The sequence below is a fragment of the Caulobacter sp. GW456-12-1-14-TSB4 genome, from assembly GCF_059424195.1.
The window spans coordinates 21,532-33,540 of record NZ_JBWKZF010000012.1; the positions used below are offsets into that span (position 1 = coordinate 21,532).

Genomic DNA, 12,009 nt, shown 5'->3' on the forward strand with positions numbered 1-12,009 from the left:
GGTGTTAGACCGCGACCTCGAACGCCGCCTCGGTCTTGGCCTTCACTTCGTCCACGGTCACGCCCGGGGCCAGCTCGATCAGCGTCACCGGCGACTTGCCGCGGTTGATCTCGAAGACGCCCAGTTCGGTGATCAGCAGGTCCACCACGCCCGCGCCGGTCAGCGGCAGCGAGCAGGCCTTCAGCAGCTTCGGCGCGCCGGACTTCTCGCAGTGGTCCATGACCACCACCACGCGCTTGACGCCGGCGACCAGGTCCATGGCCCCGCCCATGCCCTTGACCATCTTGCCGGGCACCATCCAGTTGGCCAGGTCCCCGGTCTCGGACACCTGCATGCCGCCCAGGATCGACAGGGCGATGTGGCCGCCGCGGATCATCGCGAAGCTGTCGGCCGACGAGAAGTACGAGCTGGACTCCAGCTCGGTGATCGTCTGCTTGCCGGCGTTGATCAGGTCGGCGTCCTCTTCGCCCTCATAGGGGAAGGGGCCCATGCCCAGCATGCCGTTCTCGCTCTGCAGCGTCACGGACATCCCCTCGGGGATGTAGTTGGCCACCAGGGTCGGGATGCCGATGCCCAGGTTCACGTAGAAGCCGTCCTGCAGCTCCTTGGCGGCGCGGGCCGCCATCTCATCGCGGGTCCAGGCCATTACGCTTGTTCCTTTGCACGGGTGGTGACGCGCTCGATGCGCTTCTCGAACTTCGCGCCCTTGACGATGTTGTCGACATAGATGCCGGGCGTGTGGATGGCGTCCTTGTCCAGTTCGCCGATCTCGACCAGCTGCTCGATCTCGACCACGGTCTTCTTGCCGGCCGTGGCCATCATCGGATTGAAGTTCCGGGCGGTCTTCCGGTAGATCAGGTTGCCCTCGGCGTCGCCCTTCCAGGCCTTGACGATGGCGAGGTCGGCGGTCAGGCCGCGCTCCATCACGTACATCTCGCCGTCGAACTCGCGGGTTTCCTTGCCCTCGGCCACCAGCGTGCCGTAGCCGGTGCGCGTGAAGAAGGCCGGGATGCCCGCCCCGCCCGCACGGATGCGTTCAGCCAGCGTGCCCTGCGGATTGAACTCCAATTCCAGCTCGCCGCTGAGGTAGAGCTGTTCGAACAGCTTGTTCTCACCCACATAGGACGAGACCATCTTCTTGATCTGACGGTTCTCCAGCAGGATCCCCAGGCCGAAGCCGTCGACGCCGCAATTGTTGGAGATGACCGTGAGGTCCTTTGTCCCCGCCTCGCGGATCGCCGCGATCAGGTTCTCCGGAATGCCGCAGAGGCCAAAGCCGCCCGCCATGATGGTCATGCCGTCGAACAACAGCCCGGCGAGGGCCTCGACGGCGTCCTTCTTCACCTTGTCGACCATGGTGTCTCCCTGTCCCGGTGATGGTAGTCCGGTGTTTGGCGAACCGTGTCGCCCGAGCCGCGAAGAAATTCAACCCTTGATGAATTATTTTACCGAAGGGTCGTTTGATGACCGACGCTAGCACCGGCTCCGTGACGCCCGCCACCCCAAGGAGCGCCCCTGGCGTGTTGCTTGTGCTGGCCCACCCGGCGCTTGAACGGTCTCGCGCCAATCGCGCCCTGGCCAAGGCGGCCAAGGGCCTGTCGGGCGTCACCTTCAAGGACCTGTACGAGACCTATCCGGACTTCGTGGTCGACATCGAGACCGAGCAGGCGGCCCTGGTGGCCCACGACGTCATCGCCCTGCAGTTCCCGCTCTATTGGTACTCGACCCCCGCCCTGATGAAGGAGTGGCTGGACATCGTCTGGCTGCACGGCTTCGCCTATGGCGAGGACGGCGTGGCGCTGAAGGGCAAGAAGCTGTTCGTGGCCTGCTCGACCGGGGCCAGCGCCAAGGCCTATCACATGCACGGCTACAACCGGTTCAGCATGGACGAGTTCCTGCGCCCGCTGGAGCAGACCGCCCATCTGTGCGGCATGGAATGGGAGACGCCGTTCGTCGTGCATGGCGCTTCGGTGAAAGACGACGCGGCCCTGAAGGCCGAGGCTGAGCGCTACAAGGCGCGCGTGGCCTCGCTGCTGCCCAAGAGCGTGGAGGCGTAGACCGCATGGAGAACTTCCTCACCCAGACCCTGGTCTATCTGGGCGCGGCCGTCGTCTCGGTGCCGATCGCCAAGCGGCTGGGGCTCGGCTCGGTGCTGGGCTACCTGATCGCCGGCGTCATCGTCGGCCCGTTCGCCCTGGGCCTGATCGGCGCCCAGGCCGACGTCATGAAGTTCGCCGAGTTCGGCGTCGTCATCCTGCTGTTCCTGATCGGCCTCGAGGTGCAGCCCTCGATGCTGTGGGACATGCGCAAGGCGATCTTCGGCTTAGGGGGCGCGCAGGTGCTGGGCACGGCCCTGGCCATCGCGGCGGCCTCTCTCGCCTTGGGCCTGCCCTGGCAGACGGCCCTGGCCGTCGGCCTGGTGCTGGCCATGTCCTCCACCGCCATCGTGCTCCAGACCCTGGACGAGAAGGGCTTGAGACAAGGTCCTGTCGGCCGCGCCGCCTTCGGGGTGCTGCTGCTGCAGGACCTGGCGGTGATCCCGATGTTCGCCCTGCTGCCCTTGCTGGCCACCGGCGCGCCCGAGCACGCCGCCGACGCCGGCGGCCATGGCGGCGGGAGTCTCGTCGCCCACCTGCCGATCTGGGCCCAGACCCTGTCGGTGTTCGCCGCCGTGGCCGGGGTGATCGGCGGCGGCCGCTATCTGGTCAAGCCGCTGTTCCGCTTCATCGCCCGGGCCCGCCTGCGCGAGATCTTCACCGCCTCGGCCCTGCTGATCGTCGTGGCCGTGGCCAGCCTGATGCAGATCGTAGGCCTGTCGCCCGCCCTCGGGGCCTTCCTGGCCGGTGTGGTGCTGGCCGAAAGCGAGTTCCGGCGCGAGCTGGAGACCGACATCGAGCCCTTCCGGGGCCTGTTGCTGGGCCTGTTCTTCATGACCGTCGGGGCGGGCGTCGACCTGCCGCTGGTGGCGCGCCAGCCGCTGGTGCTGGCGGGTCTGGTCATCGGCCTGATGAGCTTGAAGTTCCTGGTCATGTACGGCATCGCCCGCCTGTTCGGCGCCCCCAAGCGCGGGGCCATGGCGGTGGCCACGGCTCTCGCGCAAGGCGGTGAGTTCGCCTTCGTGCTGCTCAGCTTCACCGTCGGGGCGGGCGTGATCGGCGCCCAGCTGGCGGCCCTGCTGACCGCCGCCATCGCCGTCTCCATGGCCCTGACGCCGGTGGCCATGATCCTCTACGAGCGCGTCGCGGCCCTGATGGACGCGGCCATTCCCGACGTCGTCCCCGACACCGGCGACTTCGACGAGGGCGAGCCGGACATCATCATCGCCGGCTTCGGGCGTTTCGGTCAGATCACCGGCCGCCTGCTGCAGGCCAACGGCTTCAAGTCGACCGTTCTGGACAGCGACATCGAGCAGATCGAGCTGCTGCAGCGCTTTGGCCGCCGGGTGCATTATGGCGACGCCACGCGCCTCGATTTGCTGCGCGCCGCCGGCGCCGAGCGGGCCCGGATGCTGATCGTCGCCGTGGACGACCGCGAGAAGACCGTCGAGCTGGTCGAGACCGCCCGCAAAGCCTTCCCGAACCTGACCATCCTGGCCCGGGCCTGGGATCGCCGCCACGCCTACGACCTGCTGGCCAATGGCGCCGACGCGGTCGAGCGCGAGACCTTCGAGTCCGCGCTGGCGCTCGGGACCTCGGCTTTGCAGAAGCTGGGTTTCCGCGCCCACCGCGCTCACCGCGCCGCCGCGTTCTTCCGCCGCCACGACCGGCGGATGTTCGAGGAGCTGCGGCCGATGTGGGGTCAGGAGGAGGCCTATATCCTGGCCTCGCGCGACGCGGCCCAGACCATGGATCGCCTGCTCAACGCCGACCTCCACCGCATGCGCCCCGGCGACGCCGGCGGCGCCTGGGACACGGCCAGCCTGGACGAGGAACTGCGCGAGCGGGCCGAGCAGGAGGGGGCGGAGTAGGCCGCGCGTGATCCTCGTTCGGAGTTTATCCGCGGGCCGACTTCGTCGGACCCGTGGGACAAGCTCAGGATGAGGATCAATGCCGAGGCCGTAGTAAAACCTCACCCTGAGCCTGTCGAAGGGCGAGGTTTCAGCCCCTACTCCGCCGGAATGGCCACGGGGTCGGGAGCCCGCTCGCCCGTGAACGCCTCGACGAACGGGATCGCCAGGCCGCCGGTCAGGCTGTGCGGGTCGGTGGCGACCGCGCCGAAGGCCAGGCCCCGGGGCCGCTCGCCCGGCATGTGCAGCGTGCCGAACAGGCGGTCCCAGACGGACAGCACGCTGCCCAGGTTCTTGCCGAAGTGGGCGGGGTCGGCCGAGTGATGGATCTGATGGTGGGCCGGGCTCATCAGCCAGCGCCCCCACGGCCCGAAGGTGATCCAGGCGTGCGAGTGCTGCAGGTGCAGCACCGTCAGGACGAACAGCATGAAGAGCGCGTTCTGGCCCAGCACCAACGGCGGATGCCAGGCGGGGCCAAAGGCCCAGGCCAGCAGGCCGCCGACCGAGCCGGTGGCCAGGGCCAGGATGTTGGCGAACTTCAGGGTCTCCATCGGATGGACCCGGAAGTTGGTCAGCGGCGTCAGCACCTCGGCCGTGTGATGGGTCTTGTGGAAGGCCCACAGGAACGGGACCTTGTGGCTGAGCCAGTGGTCGAACCAGTAGCCCAGCTCGTAGGCCAGGAAGCCCAGCACGGTGCCGACCACCGCCACGAGCGGCCACGGCGCATGCGGGAGCGGCCCAGCGCCGAGCGTCTCGCCCAGCCAGCCGCCGACGGCCTTGGCCACGACGCCGCTGGTCAGCAGGGCCGCGCCGATCATCAGGCCGGTGACCCAGGCGTTGAGGGCGAAGAAGACGAGGTCCGCGCGGGTCGATTTCGACAGCCAGAGCTTGCGCGGGAACATCGCCCGCAGCAGCAGGCGCGGCGAGGTCTTGCGGCCTCGCGCCCGGCGGCTCAGCACCAGGTGGACGGCGGCGATCAGCAGGGCGCAGCTCAGCGACAGGATCGAGAAGGTCGAGCCCAGCGGCAGCAGCAGCTTCAGCACCGGCTCGGCCAGCCGCGCGCCGGCTCCGGACAGATCGATCAGAGACGCCAGATCAGCCGGCATGAAGGGCCCCGTGGAACAGGCGCCCTTCTTAGCTGAGAGGCCTCAACCGCCGCTTAATGCGCCGGCTGCTTGGCGGCGTTCTTCTCGCCGACCCGCTTGAAGAGATCGGCCAAGGCCTCGAACAGGCCCTTCTCGGACGCGTGGTGATACGGCGAGTCCGGGCCCAGGGCCTCGGCCAAGCGCGCATGGGCCTTGCCCAGGTTGTGGTAGGGCAGGCGCGGCAGCAGGTGGTGCAGGGCGTGGTAGCGCAGGCCGACCGGGGCCCACAGCTCCGAGGCCAGGTTCGGCGGCGGCACGTTGACCGAGTCCAGGAACTGCTCGTCCAGGGTCATCTTGTCGCCCTCGTTGTCCCAGAGGTGGGCGACCAGGGTGCGGGCCTGGTTGACGAAGGTCGCGACGGCGAAGATGGCCAGGCCCGTCAGCAGGGCGCGCAGCGGCAGCACGCCGGCGATCGTGGCGGCGATCACCGCCCACGACCACAGCCAGCAGCCGATGTCCTGCAGCACCCAGGCGGTGCGCCAGCGATTGAGGTCCTCGCGCACGAAGTCGGGATTGATGATCAGGGCCGACAGCTTGGTCTTCAGGTACTTGCGCAGCGGCGGGACCACGAACGACAGCGGGATCAGCACCACCGAGCGCAGGATCACCCCCAGCGGCGCCAGCAGCGCCACGAACAGGAAGCCGGCCAGGCCCAGCGGCGTGAAGCGCGACAGCGGCAGGTATTCCGGATCCAGCGCCGTGCCGAAGCGGTCCTTGATGTGGTGGATGTTGTGCACGCCCTCGTACATCAGCGACGGAGTCATCAGCGGGATGCCGACCAGGATGTTCCAGCCGGTGCGATAGCCCGGGGCCTCGTCGTCGCGGATGTGGGTCAGCTCGTGGATGAACGACAGGGCGCGATAGAGGGCCAGCACGCTGACCAGACCGGCGGTCAGGCCGATCGCCAAGTTCCCGGTAGTCGCGGCGACGTACAGGCCGCCCCACATCAGGACGACCGAGACGATCGTGTCGATCCAGTAGATCGCCGCGTTCGGCGTCATCAGGTCGTCGACCAGGCCATAGGCCTGCTTGGTCAGACTGACGCCTTGGCTCGCCATCTTGTTCACTTCGACCTCGCGCCCCGCCCGTAACCTGCAACAGGCATGACGAATTGGCGACGGCGCGAGGGAAAAGCAACCGTTTGGATCAAAGGCGCGACAATTCCACGCCCTTAAGCGCTTACTGCGTCAGCGGCCGCAGGATGATCTCGACCCGGCGGTTCTGGGCGCGGCCCGCGGCCGTGGCGTTGTCGGCGATCGGCTGGCGCGAGCCCATGCCGGCCACGAAGACGCGGTCGGTCATCACCCGGCCCTGGCGGGTCAGGTAGTCGGCCACCGCGCTGGCGCGGCGCTCCGAGAGGCCCTGGTTGTAGTCGGCGCCGCCGCTCGAGTCGGCGTGGCCGACCACGTCGATCGTGGTCTGCGGATAGGCGTTCAGCGTGCGGGCCACGTCGTCCAGCACGCGGGTGAACTGCGGCTGCACGTCGGACTTGTCGACGGCGAAGGTCACGTCGCTGGGCATGACCAGCACGATCTGGTCGCCGTTGCGGCGGATCATGACGCCCGAGGTCTCCAGGCTGCGACGCAGGTCGGCCTGCTGGCGGTCCATGTAGTTGCCGACCGCGCCGCCGGCCAAGGCGCCGATGCCCGCGCCGATCAGCGCGTTCTTGCGGCCCTGCTCGCCCTTGTTGGTGTTGGTCAGATAGCCCAGCAGCGCGCCGCCGGCGGCCCCGGCCAGCGCGCCGGTCCCGGTGTTGTTGCGCACCGGCATGCCCGTATAGGGATCGGTGGTGGTGCAGGCGACCAGGGCGGTGGCGCCCATCAGCACGGCCATCAAAGCAATCTTGCGCATCCTACGCCCCTTTGCTGTAGATCAACGTCAAACGGGCAAACGCCCTTCTTATGGTCAAGTTCCAACATCGCACCTGACGGCAGGATGAACGGCCTTCGTTTCGCCCGGCCCGCAGTGTAGTAATAAAGAACTTACTCATCTCAAGGCTCCAAGACGTGTCGACCTCCGCCATCGAACCGATCTCGTTCACCCTCTACAGCAAGGACTTCCCGCGCTTCGCCCAGGAGCTGGGCGCGTCGTTCGAGCGCTACGGCTTCGCCGTGCTGTCGGAGTACGACATCCCGCAGGACCGCATCGACGCGGCCATCGCCGACACCAAGGCCTTCTTCGCCCTGCCCGAAGAGACCAAGAAGCAATATGCCGGGGTCAAGGGCGGCGCGCGCGGCTACATCCCGTTCGGGGTCGAGACCGCCAAGGGCGCCACGCACCACGACCTGAAGGAATTCTGGCACATGGGCCGCGACCTGCCGCCCGGCCACCGCTTCCGCGCCACCATGGCCGACAATGTCTGGCCGGCCGAGATCCCGGCCTTCAAGCACGACGTCAGCTGGTTCTACAACGCGCTCGACACCATGGGCGGCAAGGTGCTGGAGGCGATCGCCACCTACCTGAAGCTGGACCGCGACTTCTTCAAGCCGACCGTCGAGAACGGCAACAGCGTGCTTCGCCTCCTGCACTATCCGCCGGTCCCGCTGGACGTCACCGGCGTGCGCGCCGGCGCCCACGGCGACATCAACACCATCACCCTCTTGATGGGCGCCGAGGAAGGCGGGCTGGAGCTGCAGGACCGCAATGGCGACTGGCTGCCGATCAACCCGCCCCCGGGCTGCATCGTCATCAATATCGGCGACATGCTGGAGCGCCTGACCAACCACGTCCTGCCCTCGACCATCCACCGCGTGCAGAACCCGCCGCCCGAGCGCCGCCACATCCCGCGCTACTCGACGCCGTTCTTCCTGCACTTCGCGTCGGACTACGAGATCAAGACGCTGCCCAACTGCGTCACGCCTGAGAACCCGGACCGCTATCCGGAGTCGATCACGGCGGATGAGTTCCTCCAGCAGCGCCTGCGCGAGATCAAGCTGGCCTAAGCGCCACGCTAGATCCCCGACAAGACAAAGCCCCGCCGATCGGTCGGCGGGGCTTTTTCGTTGGGCTCTGGCCTGATCGCTACTTCGCGATCCGCAGGTTGGAAATCCCCTGGGCGATCGACTTGAACGAGGACTTGAGGTCCGAACCCGTCGCCGGGAAATAGACCTTCTCGCTATCGGTCGCGCAGTACTTCAGCATGTCCTTGGCGTCGCTGCTCGTGACCGTGAAGCCCACCGTGTAGATGGTGAGGCCGTAGGTCGACTTCTTCATCTCGTCGCACATGGCCTTCGTCTGCACGAAGGGGTCGCCATTGCTGGCGTTGCAGTTGATGTGGTCGGTGGAGTTGCCGCTGCCGGAGTCGGCGTCCTTGGCGATGACGCCCTTGCAATAGGGCGTGTTGAAGTCACCGTCGGTCATCAGCACCACGACCTTCATCAGGTCCTTGGCCTTGTAGGCGGCCGGACGCTGGGCGGCGGTGGGCCACAGATAGCCGAAGTTCGGCGCGATCATGTACCAGCCCCAGGCGAAGCCGATCTGACCCGCCGTCGAGCCGCCGGCGGCCAGGCCGTTGATCGTGGCCTTCAGGGCGGTGCGGTCGCTGGACAGCGGCGTGATCGTGGCGGTGGGGCACGGGTTGTTGTCGGCGTCGTAGTTGCGGCCGACATAGGTCGTGCTGGGCGCGGCGTCGGTATAGATGTTGGTCCCGACCCGCTCGCTGACGCAGTTGCTGATGCCCAGCGTCTGGCTGCTGCCGGCGGCGCTGGTGAAGGTGAAGTTCTTGCAGCCGGGATTGGTGCTGGTGTCGCAGGTGGCCGTGCCGCCCGACGAGTAGCTGTTGGTGCTCGACGTGTTGGCGTTGATCGTGAAGGTGTTCGTGGCGACGTTGCTGACCGTGTAGGTATTGCCGTTCAGCATGGTCATGCCGTTGACGCCGCTGAACGTGACCTTGTCGCCATTGATCAGGCCGTGGCCGTTCGAGGTGACGACCGCGTTGTTGGCCTTGCTGACCCCGGTGACGGGATAGGCGTTGATCGGCCCACGGATGGCGTCGGCGTACGTGCCGACATTGACCCCGACCGAATAGGGCACGATCGCCACCTTCGAATAGAAGGGCGATTGCACGTCCTTGACGACGATGTCGATCAGGTCCGAGGCGCCGGTCTTCAGGTCGGACAGGCGCGTGCCCGCCATCGAGCCGGTGATGTCCAGCACGATCGCGACTTCCAGGTTCTTGGACGCGCGCACCACGTCGGACGTCGCCGTGATGGTGATGTTGTTCTTGGTCCACAGGTTGGCGATGATCGGCGACAGGGTGCCCGTCGCCGTGCCCAGGATGTGGTTGTCGGCCCCGGCCGAGAAGGTCGAGTTGGCGCCGGTCAGGCCCAGGTTCAGACCGGCGATCTCGGCGACGAAGGCCGGGTCGCCGATGGCGTCCAGGTCGGCGTTGGTGGTCGCGGTCGAGCGGGCGGCGATCAGGGTGGCCGCGTCCAGGGCGTCCTGCATCTGCCGGCGCTGCAGGCTGACGCGGCTGATGTCCACGAGGCCGAACACCAGCACCGCCAGCGGCAAGGCCAGCAGGGCGAACTGCACGGCGATGGCGCCGCGCTCGTCGCGCCGCAGACGACCGCAGAAGGCGGTGAAGCCTTCGGTCAGGCGTCGGAGGAAGCGGCTCTGCGTCGACATAGATCGGGTTCCGGGCGTGATTTCTCGCCGTGACCTTCGCTCATGAGGGTGAATAAGCCGAAAACGCCGTTGGTGAACGCGCCCCTCGACACCCCTTCGACTCTGGACGCGGGTGCGGCTAAAGAGCGCCCATGCCGTTCACCGCCACCGTCCTGACCATGTTCCCCGAGGCCTTTCCAGGCCCGCTCGGCGTTTCGATGATCGGAACCGCCTGGACCGAGCAAGACCTGTGGCGTCTGGAAACGCTGGACATTCGGGCCTTTTCCAAGGATAAGCGCGGCTTCCTCGACGACACCCCCGCGGGTGGCGGCGCGGGAGCCGTGCTCAAAGCGGACGTCATCGCCTCTGCGCTGGACAGTGTGGAGCTGAATGGGCGGCCGCTTTTGTACATGAGCGCCCGGGGCAGGCCCCTGACCCAGGCGCGCGTAAGGGAGTGGTCCAAGGCGCCCGGTATCGTGGTGCTGTGCGGCCGCTTCGAGGGGGTGGATCAACGGGTGCTCGACGCCCGGGGGTTCGAGGAGATCTCGGTCGGAGACGCTGTCCTCGCAGGAGGAGAAACGGCGGCGATGGTCGTGATCGAGGCGTGCGTTCGACTTGCCCCGGGTGTTCTGGGGAACATCGAGAGCACGCTGGAAGAAAGCTTCGAGGACGGCCTCCTGGAGCATCCGCAGTACACGCGACCGCGGACGTTCGAAGGACTGGATATCCCCGAGGTGCTGCTGTCGGGCGATCACAAGCGGATCGACCAATGGCGCAAGACCATGCGTGAAGAAACGACCCGCGAGCGGCGTCCAGATCTCTGGGAAGCGCATCTCGCCAATCAACAGGCAAAAGGCGACCCGAAAACGGGTAAGCCCAAAGGAGACTAGACCATGGCGATCAACATCGTCGCTCAACTCGAGCAAGAAGAAGCGGCCCGTCTGCTGGCCGTCCGCGCGATCCCGGACTTCCGTCCCGGCGACACCCTGCGCGTCAACGTGAAGATCAAGGAAGGCGAGCGCGAGCGCGTTCAGGCCTACGAAGGCGTCTGCATCGCCCGCGCCGGCACGGGCGTCCACGAGAGCTTCACGGTCCGCAAGATCTCGTTCGGCGAAGGCGTGGAACGTCTGTTCCCGCTGCTCTCGCCGAGCATCGAAAGCATCGAAGTCAAGCGTCGCGGCGTCGTCCGTCGCGCCAAGCTGTACTATCTGCGCGACCGTCGCGGTAAGTCGGCCCGTATCGCCGAGCGTTCGGGCGGCCCGAAGGCTTCGGCCTCGACCGAAGCCTAAGCTTCCGGTCCACCGACATGAACGAGGCCCCGGCGGAAACGCCGGGGCCTTTTTCTTTGTCCGTTCGAGAAAGGATGGCCCGTCAGATGTGCGTGCCGCCCGAGACCTCGATCCGCTGGGCGTTGACCCAGCCGAAGTCGTCCGACAGCAGGCCGGCGATCACCGGCCCGACGTCCTCGGGAACGCCGTGGCGACCCAGGGCGGTGTTGTCGGCGACCATCTTGGCGACCTGCGGATTGTCGCGGACCATGCCGCCGCTGAAGTCGGTGGCGATGGCGCCGGGGGCCACGACATTGGCGCTGATCCGGCGCGGCCCCAGCTCCACGGCCATGTAGCGGGTCAGGGCCTCGACGGCGGCCTTGATCGGGCCATAGCCCACCCGGCCCGGCATGGCGAAGCGCGCCAGGCCCGACGAGATGTTGACGATCCGCCCGCCGTCATTGATCAGCGGCAGCAGCGCCTGGGTCAGGAACATCGGCCCCTTCAGATGCACGGCGTACAGGCCGTCCATCTCGGCCTGCGTGATCGTCGTCAGCGAGGCGGCCGAGGACGTGCCGGCGTTGTTGACCAGATAGTCGAAGCGCTCGGCGCCCAGCGTGGCCAGCGCCCCGCGGACCTGCTCGGCGAAAGCGGCGAACGAGCCTGCGTCGCCGACGTCGAGCTGCAGCGCGACCGCCTTGGCGCCCGCCTGCTCGATCAGCGCCACGACGGCGTCGGCTTCGGCCTTGCTGGACTTGTAGGTGATGATCGAGCGCACGCCGCGTTCGGCCAGGCGCAGGGCGGTGTCACGGCCGATGCCGCGGCTGCCGCCGGTGATGATCGCGATCTTGGACATGGGGGGGAGGCTCCGGTTGGATCGATGAACCGATCTTGCGCCTCGTCCCGCGCGGACGGGATGCCGGGACTTTTCGATTTCTTGCCTATTTCTGCTCGCATCCTACATTGAAGACGCCTTGAGACCGGA

Annotated in this window: 12 protein-coding genes and 1 pseudogene; 6 read left to right on the forward strand and 7 right to left on the reverse strand. The window is 67.2% G+C overall.

Annotated features, from left to right (window positions below; genetic code table 11):
* Positions 1 to 4 precede the first annotated feature (4 nt).
* Entirely contained in the window at positions 5 to 646 is a 642-nt protein-coding gene (locus AC07YH_RS13155; RefSeq protein ID WP_494747434.1) for a 3-oxoacid CoA-transferase subunit B, read from the reverse strand.
* Positions 646 to 1,356 (reverse strand): CoA transferase subunit A, encoded by a 711-nt coding sequence (locus AC07YH_RS13160; RefSeq protein ID WP_494747435.1) that lies wholly within the window; start codon positions 1,354 to 1,356, stop codon positions 646 to 648. Before AC07YH_RS13160 ends, AC07YH_RS13155 begins: the two co-directional genes overlap by 1 nt.
* Here AC07YH_RS13160 and AC07YH_RS13165 point away from each other — a divergent pair.
* The 3 genes and pseudogenes from AC07YH_RS13165 (at position 1,259) to AC07YH_RS13175 (ending at position 3,967) form a co-directional block, all read left to right on the forward strand.
* Positions 1,259 to 1,464 (forward strand): annotated as a pseudogene (locus AC07YH_RS13165) (hypothetical protein). The gene AC07YH_RS13160 and the pseudogene AC07YH_RS13165 sit on opposite strands and share 98 nt — an antisense overlap.
* Positions 1,464 to 2,057 carry a glutathione-regulated potassium-efflux system oxidoreductase KefF gene (kefF, locus tag AC07YH_RS13170; RefSeq protein ID WP_494747436.1) on the forward strand — a complete coding sequence of 198 codons (594 nt, stop codon included), beginning with the start codon at positions 1,464 to 1,466 and terminating at the stop codon, positions 2,055 to 2,057. Before AC07YH_RS13165 ends, kefF begins: the two are co-directional and overlap by 1 nt.
* 5 nt (positions 2,058 to 2,062) lie before the next feature.
* Positions 2,063 to 3,967, forward strand: coding sequence for a monovalent cation:proton antiporter-2 (CPA2) family protein (locus tag AC07YH_RS13175; RefSeq protein WP_494747437.1), 1,905 nt, complete (start codon positions 2,063 to 2,065; stop codon positions 3,965 to 3,967).
* 137 nt (positions 3,968 to 4,104) lie between these two features.
* Here the strand turns inward: AC07YH_RS13175 and AC07YH_RS13180 are convergent, their stop codons facing one another.
* The 3 genes from AC07YH_RS13180 to AC07YH_RS13190 form a co-directional block, all read right to left on the reverse strand.
* Positions 4,105 to 5,112: a sterol desaturase family protein gene (locus AC07YH_RS13180; protein WP_494747438.1), complete on the reverse strand. Its 1,008-nt coding sequence runs from the start codon at positions 5,110 to 5,112 to the stop codon at positions 4,105 to 4,107.
* A gap of 53 nt (positions 5,113 to 5,165) precedes the next feature.
* Positions 5,166 to 6,218, reverse strand: coding sequence for a ceramide hydroxylase CerH (cerH, locus tag AC07YH_RS13185; protein WP_494747439.1), 1,053 nt, complete (start codon positions 6,216 to 6,218; stop codon positions 5,166 to 5,168).
* 112 nt (positions 6,219 to 6,330) lie between these two features.
* The gene (locus AC07YH_RS13190) at positions 6,331 to 7,002 is read right to left on the reverse strand and encodes a YiaD family glycine zipper/OmpA-like lipoprotein (protein ID WP_494747440.1); all 672 of its coding nucleotides are present in this window, start codon (positions 7,000 to 7,002) and stop codon (positions 6,331 to 6,333) included.
* Between the two features lie 155 nt (positions 7,003 to 7,157).
* On the opposite strand from AC07YH_RS13190, the gene AC07YH_RS13195 reads away from it, so the two are divergent.
* Positions 7,158 to 8,093, forward strand: a complete 936-nt coding sequence (locus AC07YH_RS13195; protein WP_494747441.1) for an isopenicillin N synthase family dioxygenase — start codon at positions 7,158 to 7,160, stop codon at positions 8,091 to 8,093.
* 79 nt (positions 8,094 to 8,172) lie between these two features.
* Here AC07YH_RS13195 and AC07YH_RS13200 read toward each other — a convergent pair whose 3' ends face one another.
* Positions 8,173 to 9,777, reverse strand: a complete 1,605-nt coding sequence (locus AC07YH_RS13200) for a ubiquitin-activating E1 FCCH domain-containing protein (protein ID WP_494747442.1) — start codon at positions 9,775 to 9,777, stop codon at positions 8,173 to 8,175.
* Positions 9,778 to 9,908: 131 nt separating this feature from the next.
* Here AC07YH_RS13200 and trmD point away from each other — a divergent pair, with 131 nt between their 5' ends.
* Positions 9,909 to 10,646: a tRNA (guanosine(37)-N1)-methyltransferase TrmD gene (gene trmD, locus AC07YH_RS13205; protein WP_494747443.1), complete on the forward strand. Its 738-nt coding sequence runs from the start codon at positions 9,909 to 9,911 to the stop codon at positions 10,644 to 10,646.
* Between the two features lie 3 nt (positions 10,647 to 10,649).
* Positions 10,650 to 11,045, forward strand: coding sequence for a 50S ribosomal protein L19 (gene rplS / locus AC07YH_RS13210; RefSeq protein ID WP_494747444.1), 396 nt, complete (start codon positions 10,650 to 10,652; stop codon positions 11,043 to 11,045).
* An 82-nt stretch (positions 11,046 to 11,127) separates the two neighbouring features.
* On the opposite strand, the gene AC07YH_RS13215 is transcribed toward rplS, so the two are convergent.
* Entirely contained in the window at positions 11,128 to 11,880 is a 753-nt protein-coding gene (locus tag AC07YH_RS13215) for an SDR family NAD(P)-dependent oxidoreductase (RefSeq protein ID WP_494747445.1), read from the reverse strand.
* Positions 11,881 to 12,009 lie beyond the last annotated feature (129 nt).

What these genes read in the sequence shown, in the direction of transcription:
- AC07YH_RS13215 (WP_494747445.1), bottom strand. Translation starts at nt 11,880, where the DNA reads ATGTCCAAGATCGCGATCATCACCGGCGGCAGCCGCGGCATCGGCCGT.
- AC07YH_RS13190 (WP_494747440.1), bottom strand. Translation starts at nt 7,002, where the DNA reads ATGCGCAAGATTGCTTTGATGGCCGTGCTGATGGGCGCCACCGCCCTG.
- kefF (WP_494747436.1), top strand. Translation starts at nt 1,464, where the DNA reads ATGACCGACGCTAGCACCGGCTCCGTGACGCCCGCCACCCCAAGGAGC.
- AC07YH_RS13160 (WP_494747435.1), bottom strand. Translation starts at nt 1,356, where the DNA reads ATGGTCGACAAGGTGAAGAAGGACGCCGTCGAGGCCCTCGCCGGGCTG.
- rplS (WP_494747444.1), top strand. Translation starts at nt 10,650, where the DNA reads ATGGCGATCAACATCGTCGCTCAACTCGAGCAAGAAGAAGCGGCCCGT.
- AC07YH_RS13180 (WP_494747438.1), bottom strand. Translation starts at nt 5,112, where the DNA reads ATGCCGGCTGATCTGGCGTCTCTGATCGATCTGTCCGGAGCCGGCGCG.
- AC07YH_RS13155 (WP_494747434.1), bottom strand. Translation starts at nt 646, where the DNA reads ATGGCCTGGACCCGCGATGAGATGGCGGCCCGCGCCGCCAAGGAGCTG.
- trmD (WP_494747443.1), top strand. Translation starts at nt 9,909, where the DNA reads ATGCCGTTCACCGCCACCGTCCTGACCATGTTCCCCGAGGCCTTTCCA.
- AC07YH_RS13200 (WP_494747442.1), bottom strand. Translation starts at nt 9,777, where the DNA reads ATGTCGACGCAGAGCCGCTTCCTCCGACGCCTGACCGAAGGCTTCACC.
- AC07YH_RS13175 (WP_494747437.1), top strand. Translation starts at nt 2,063, where the DNA reads ATGGAGAACTTCCTCACCCAGACCCTGGTCTATCTGGGCGCGGCCGTC.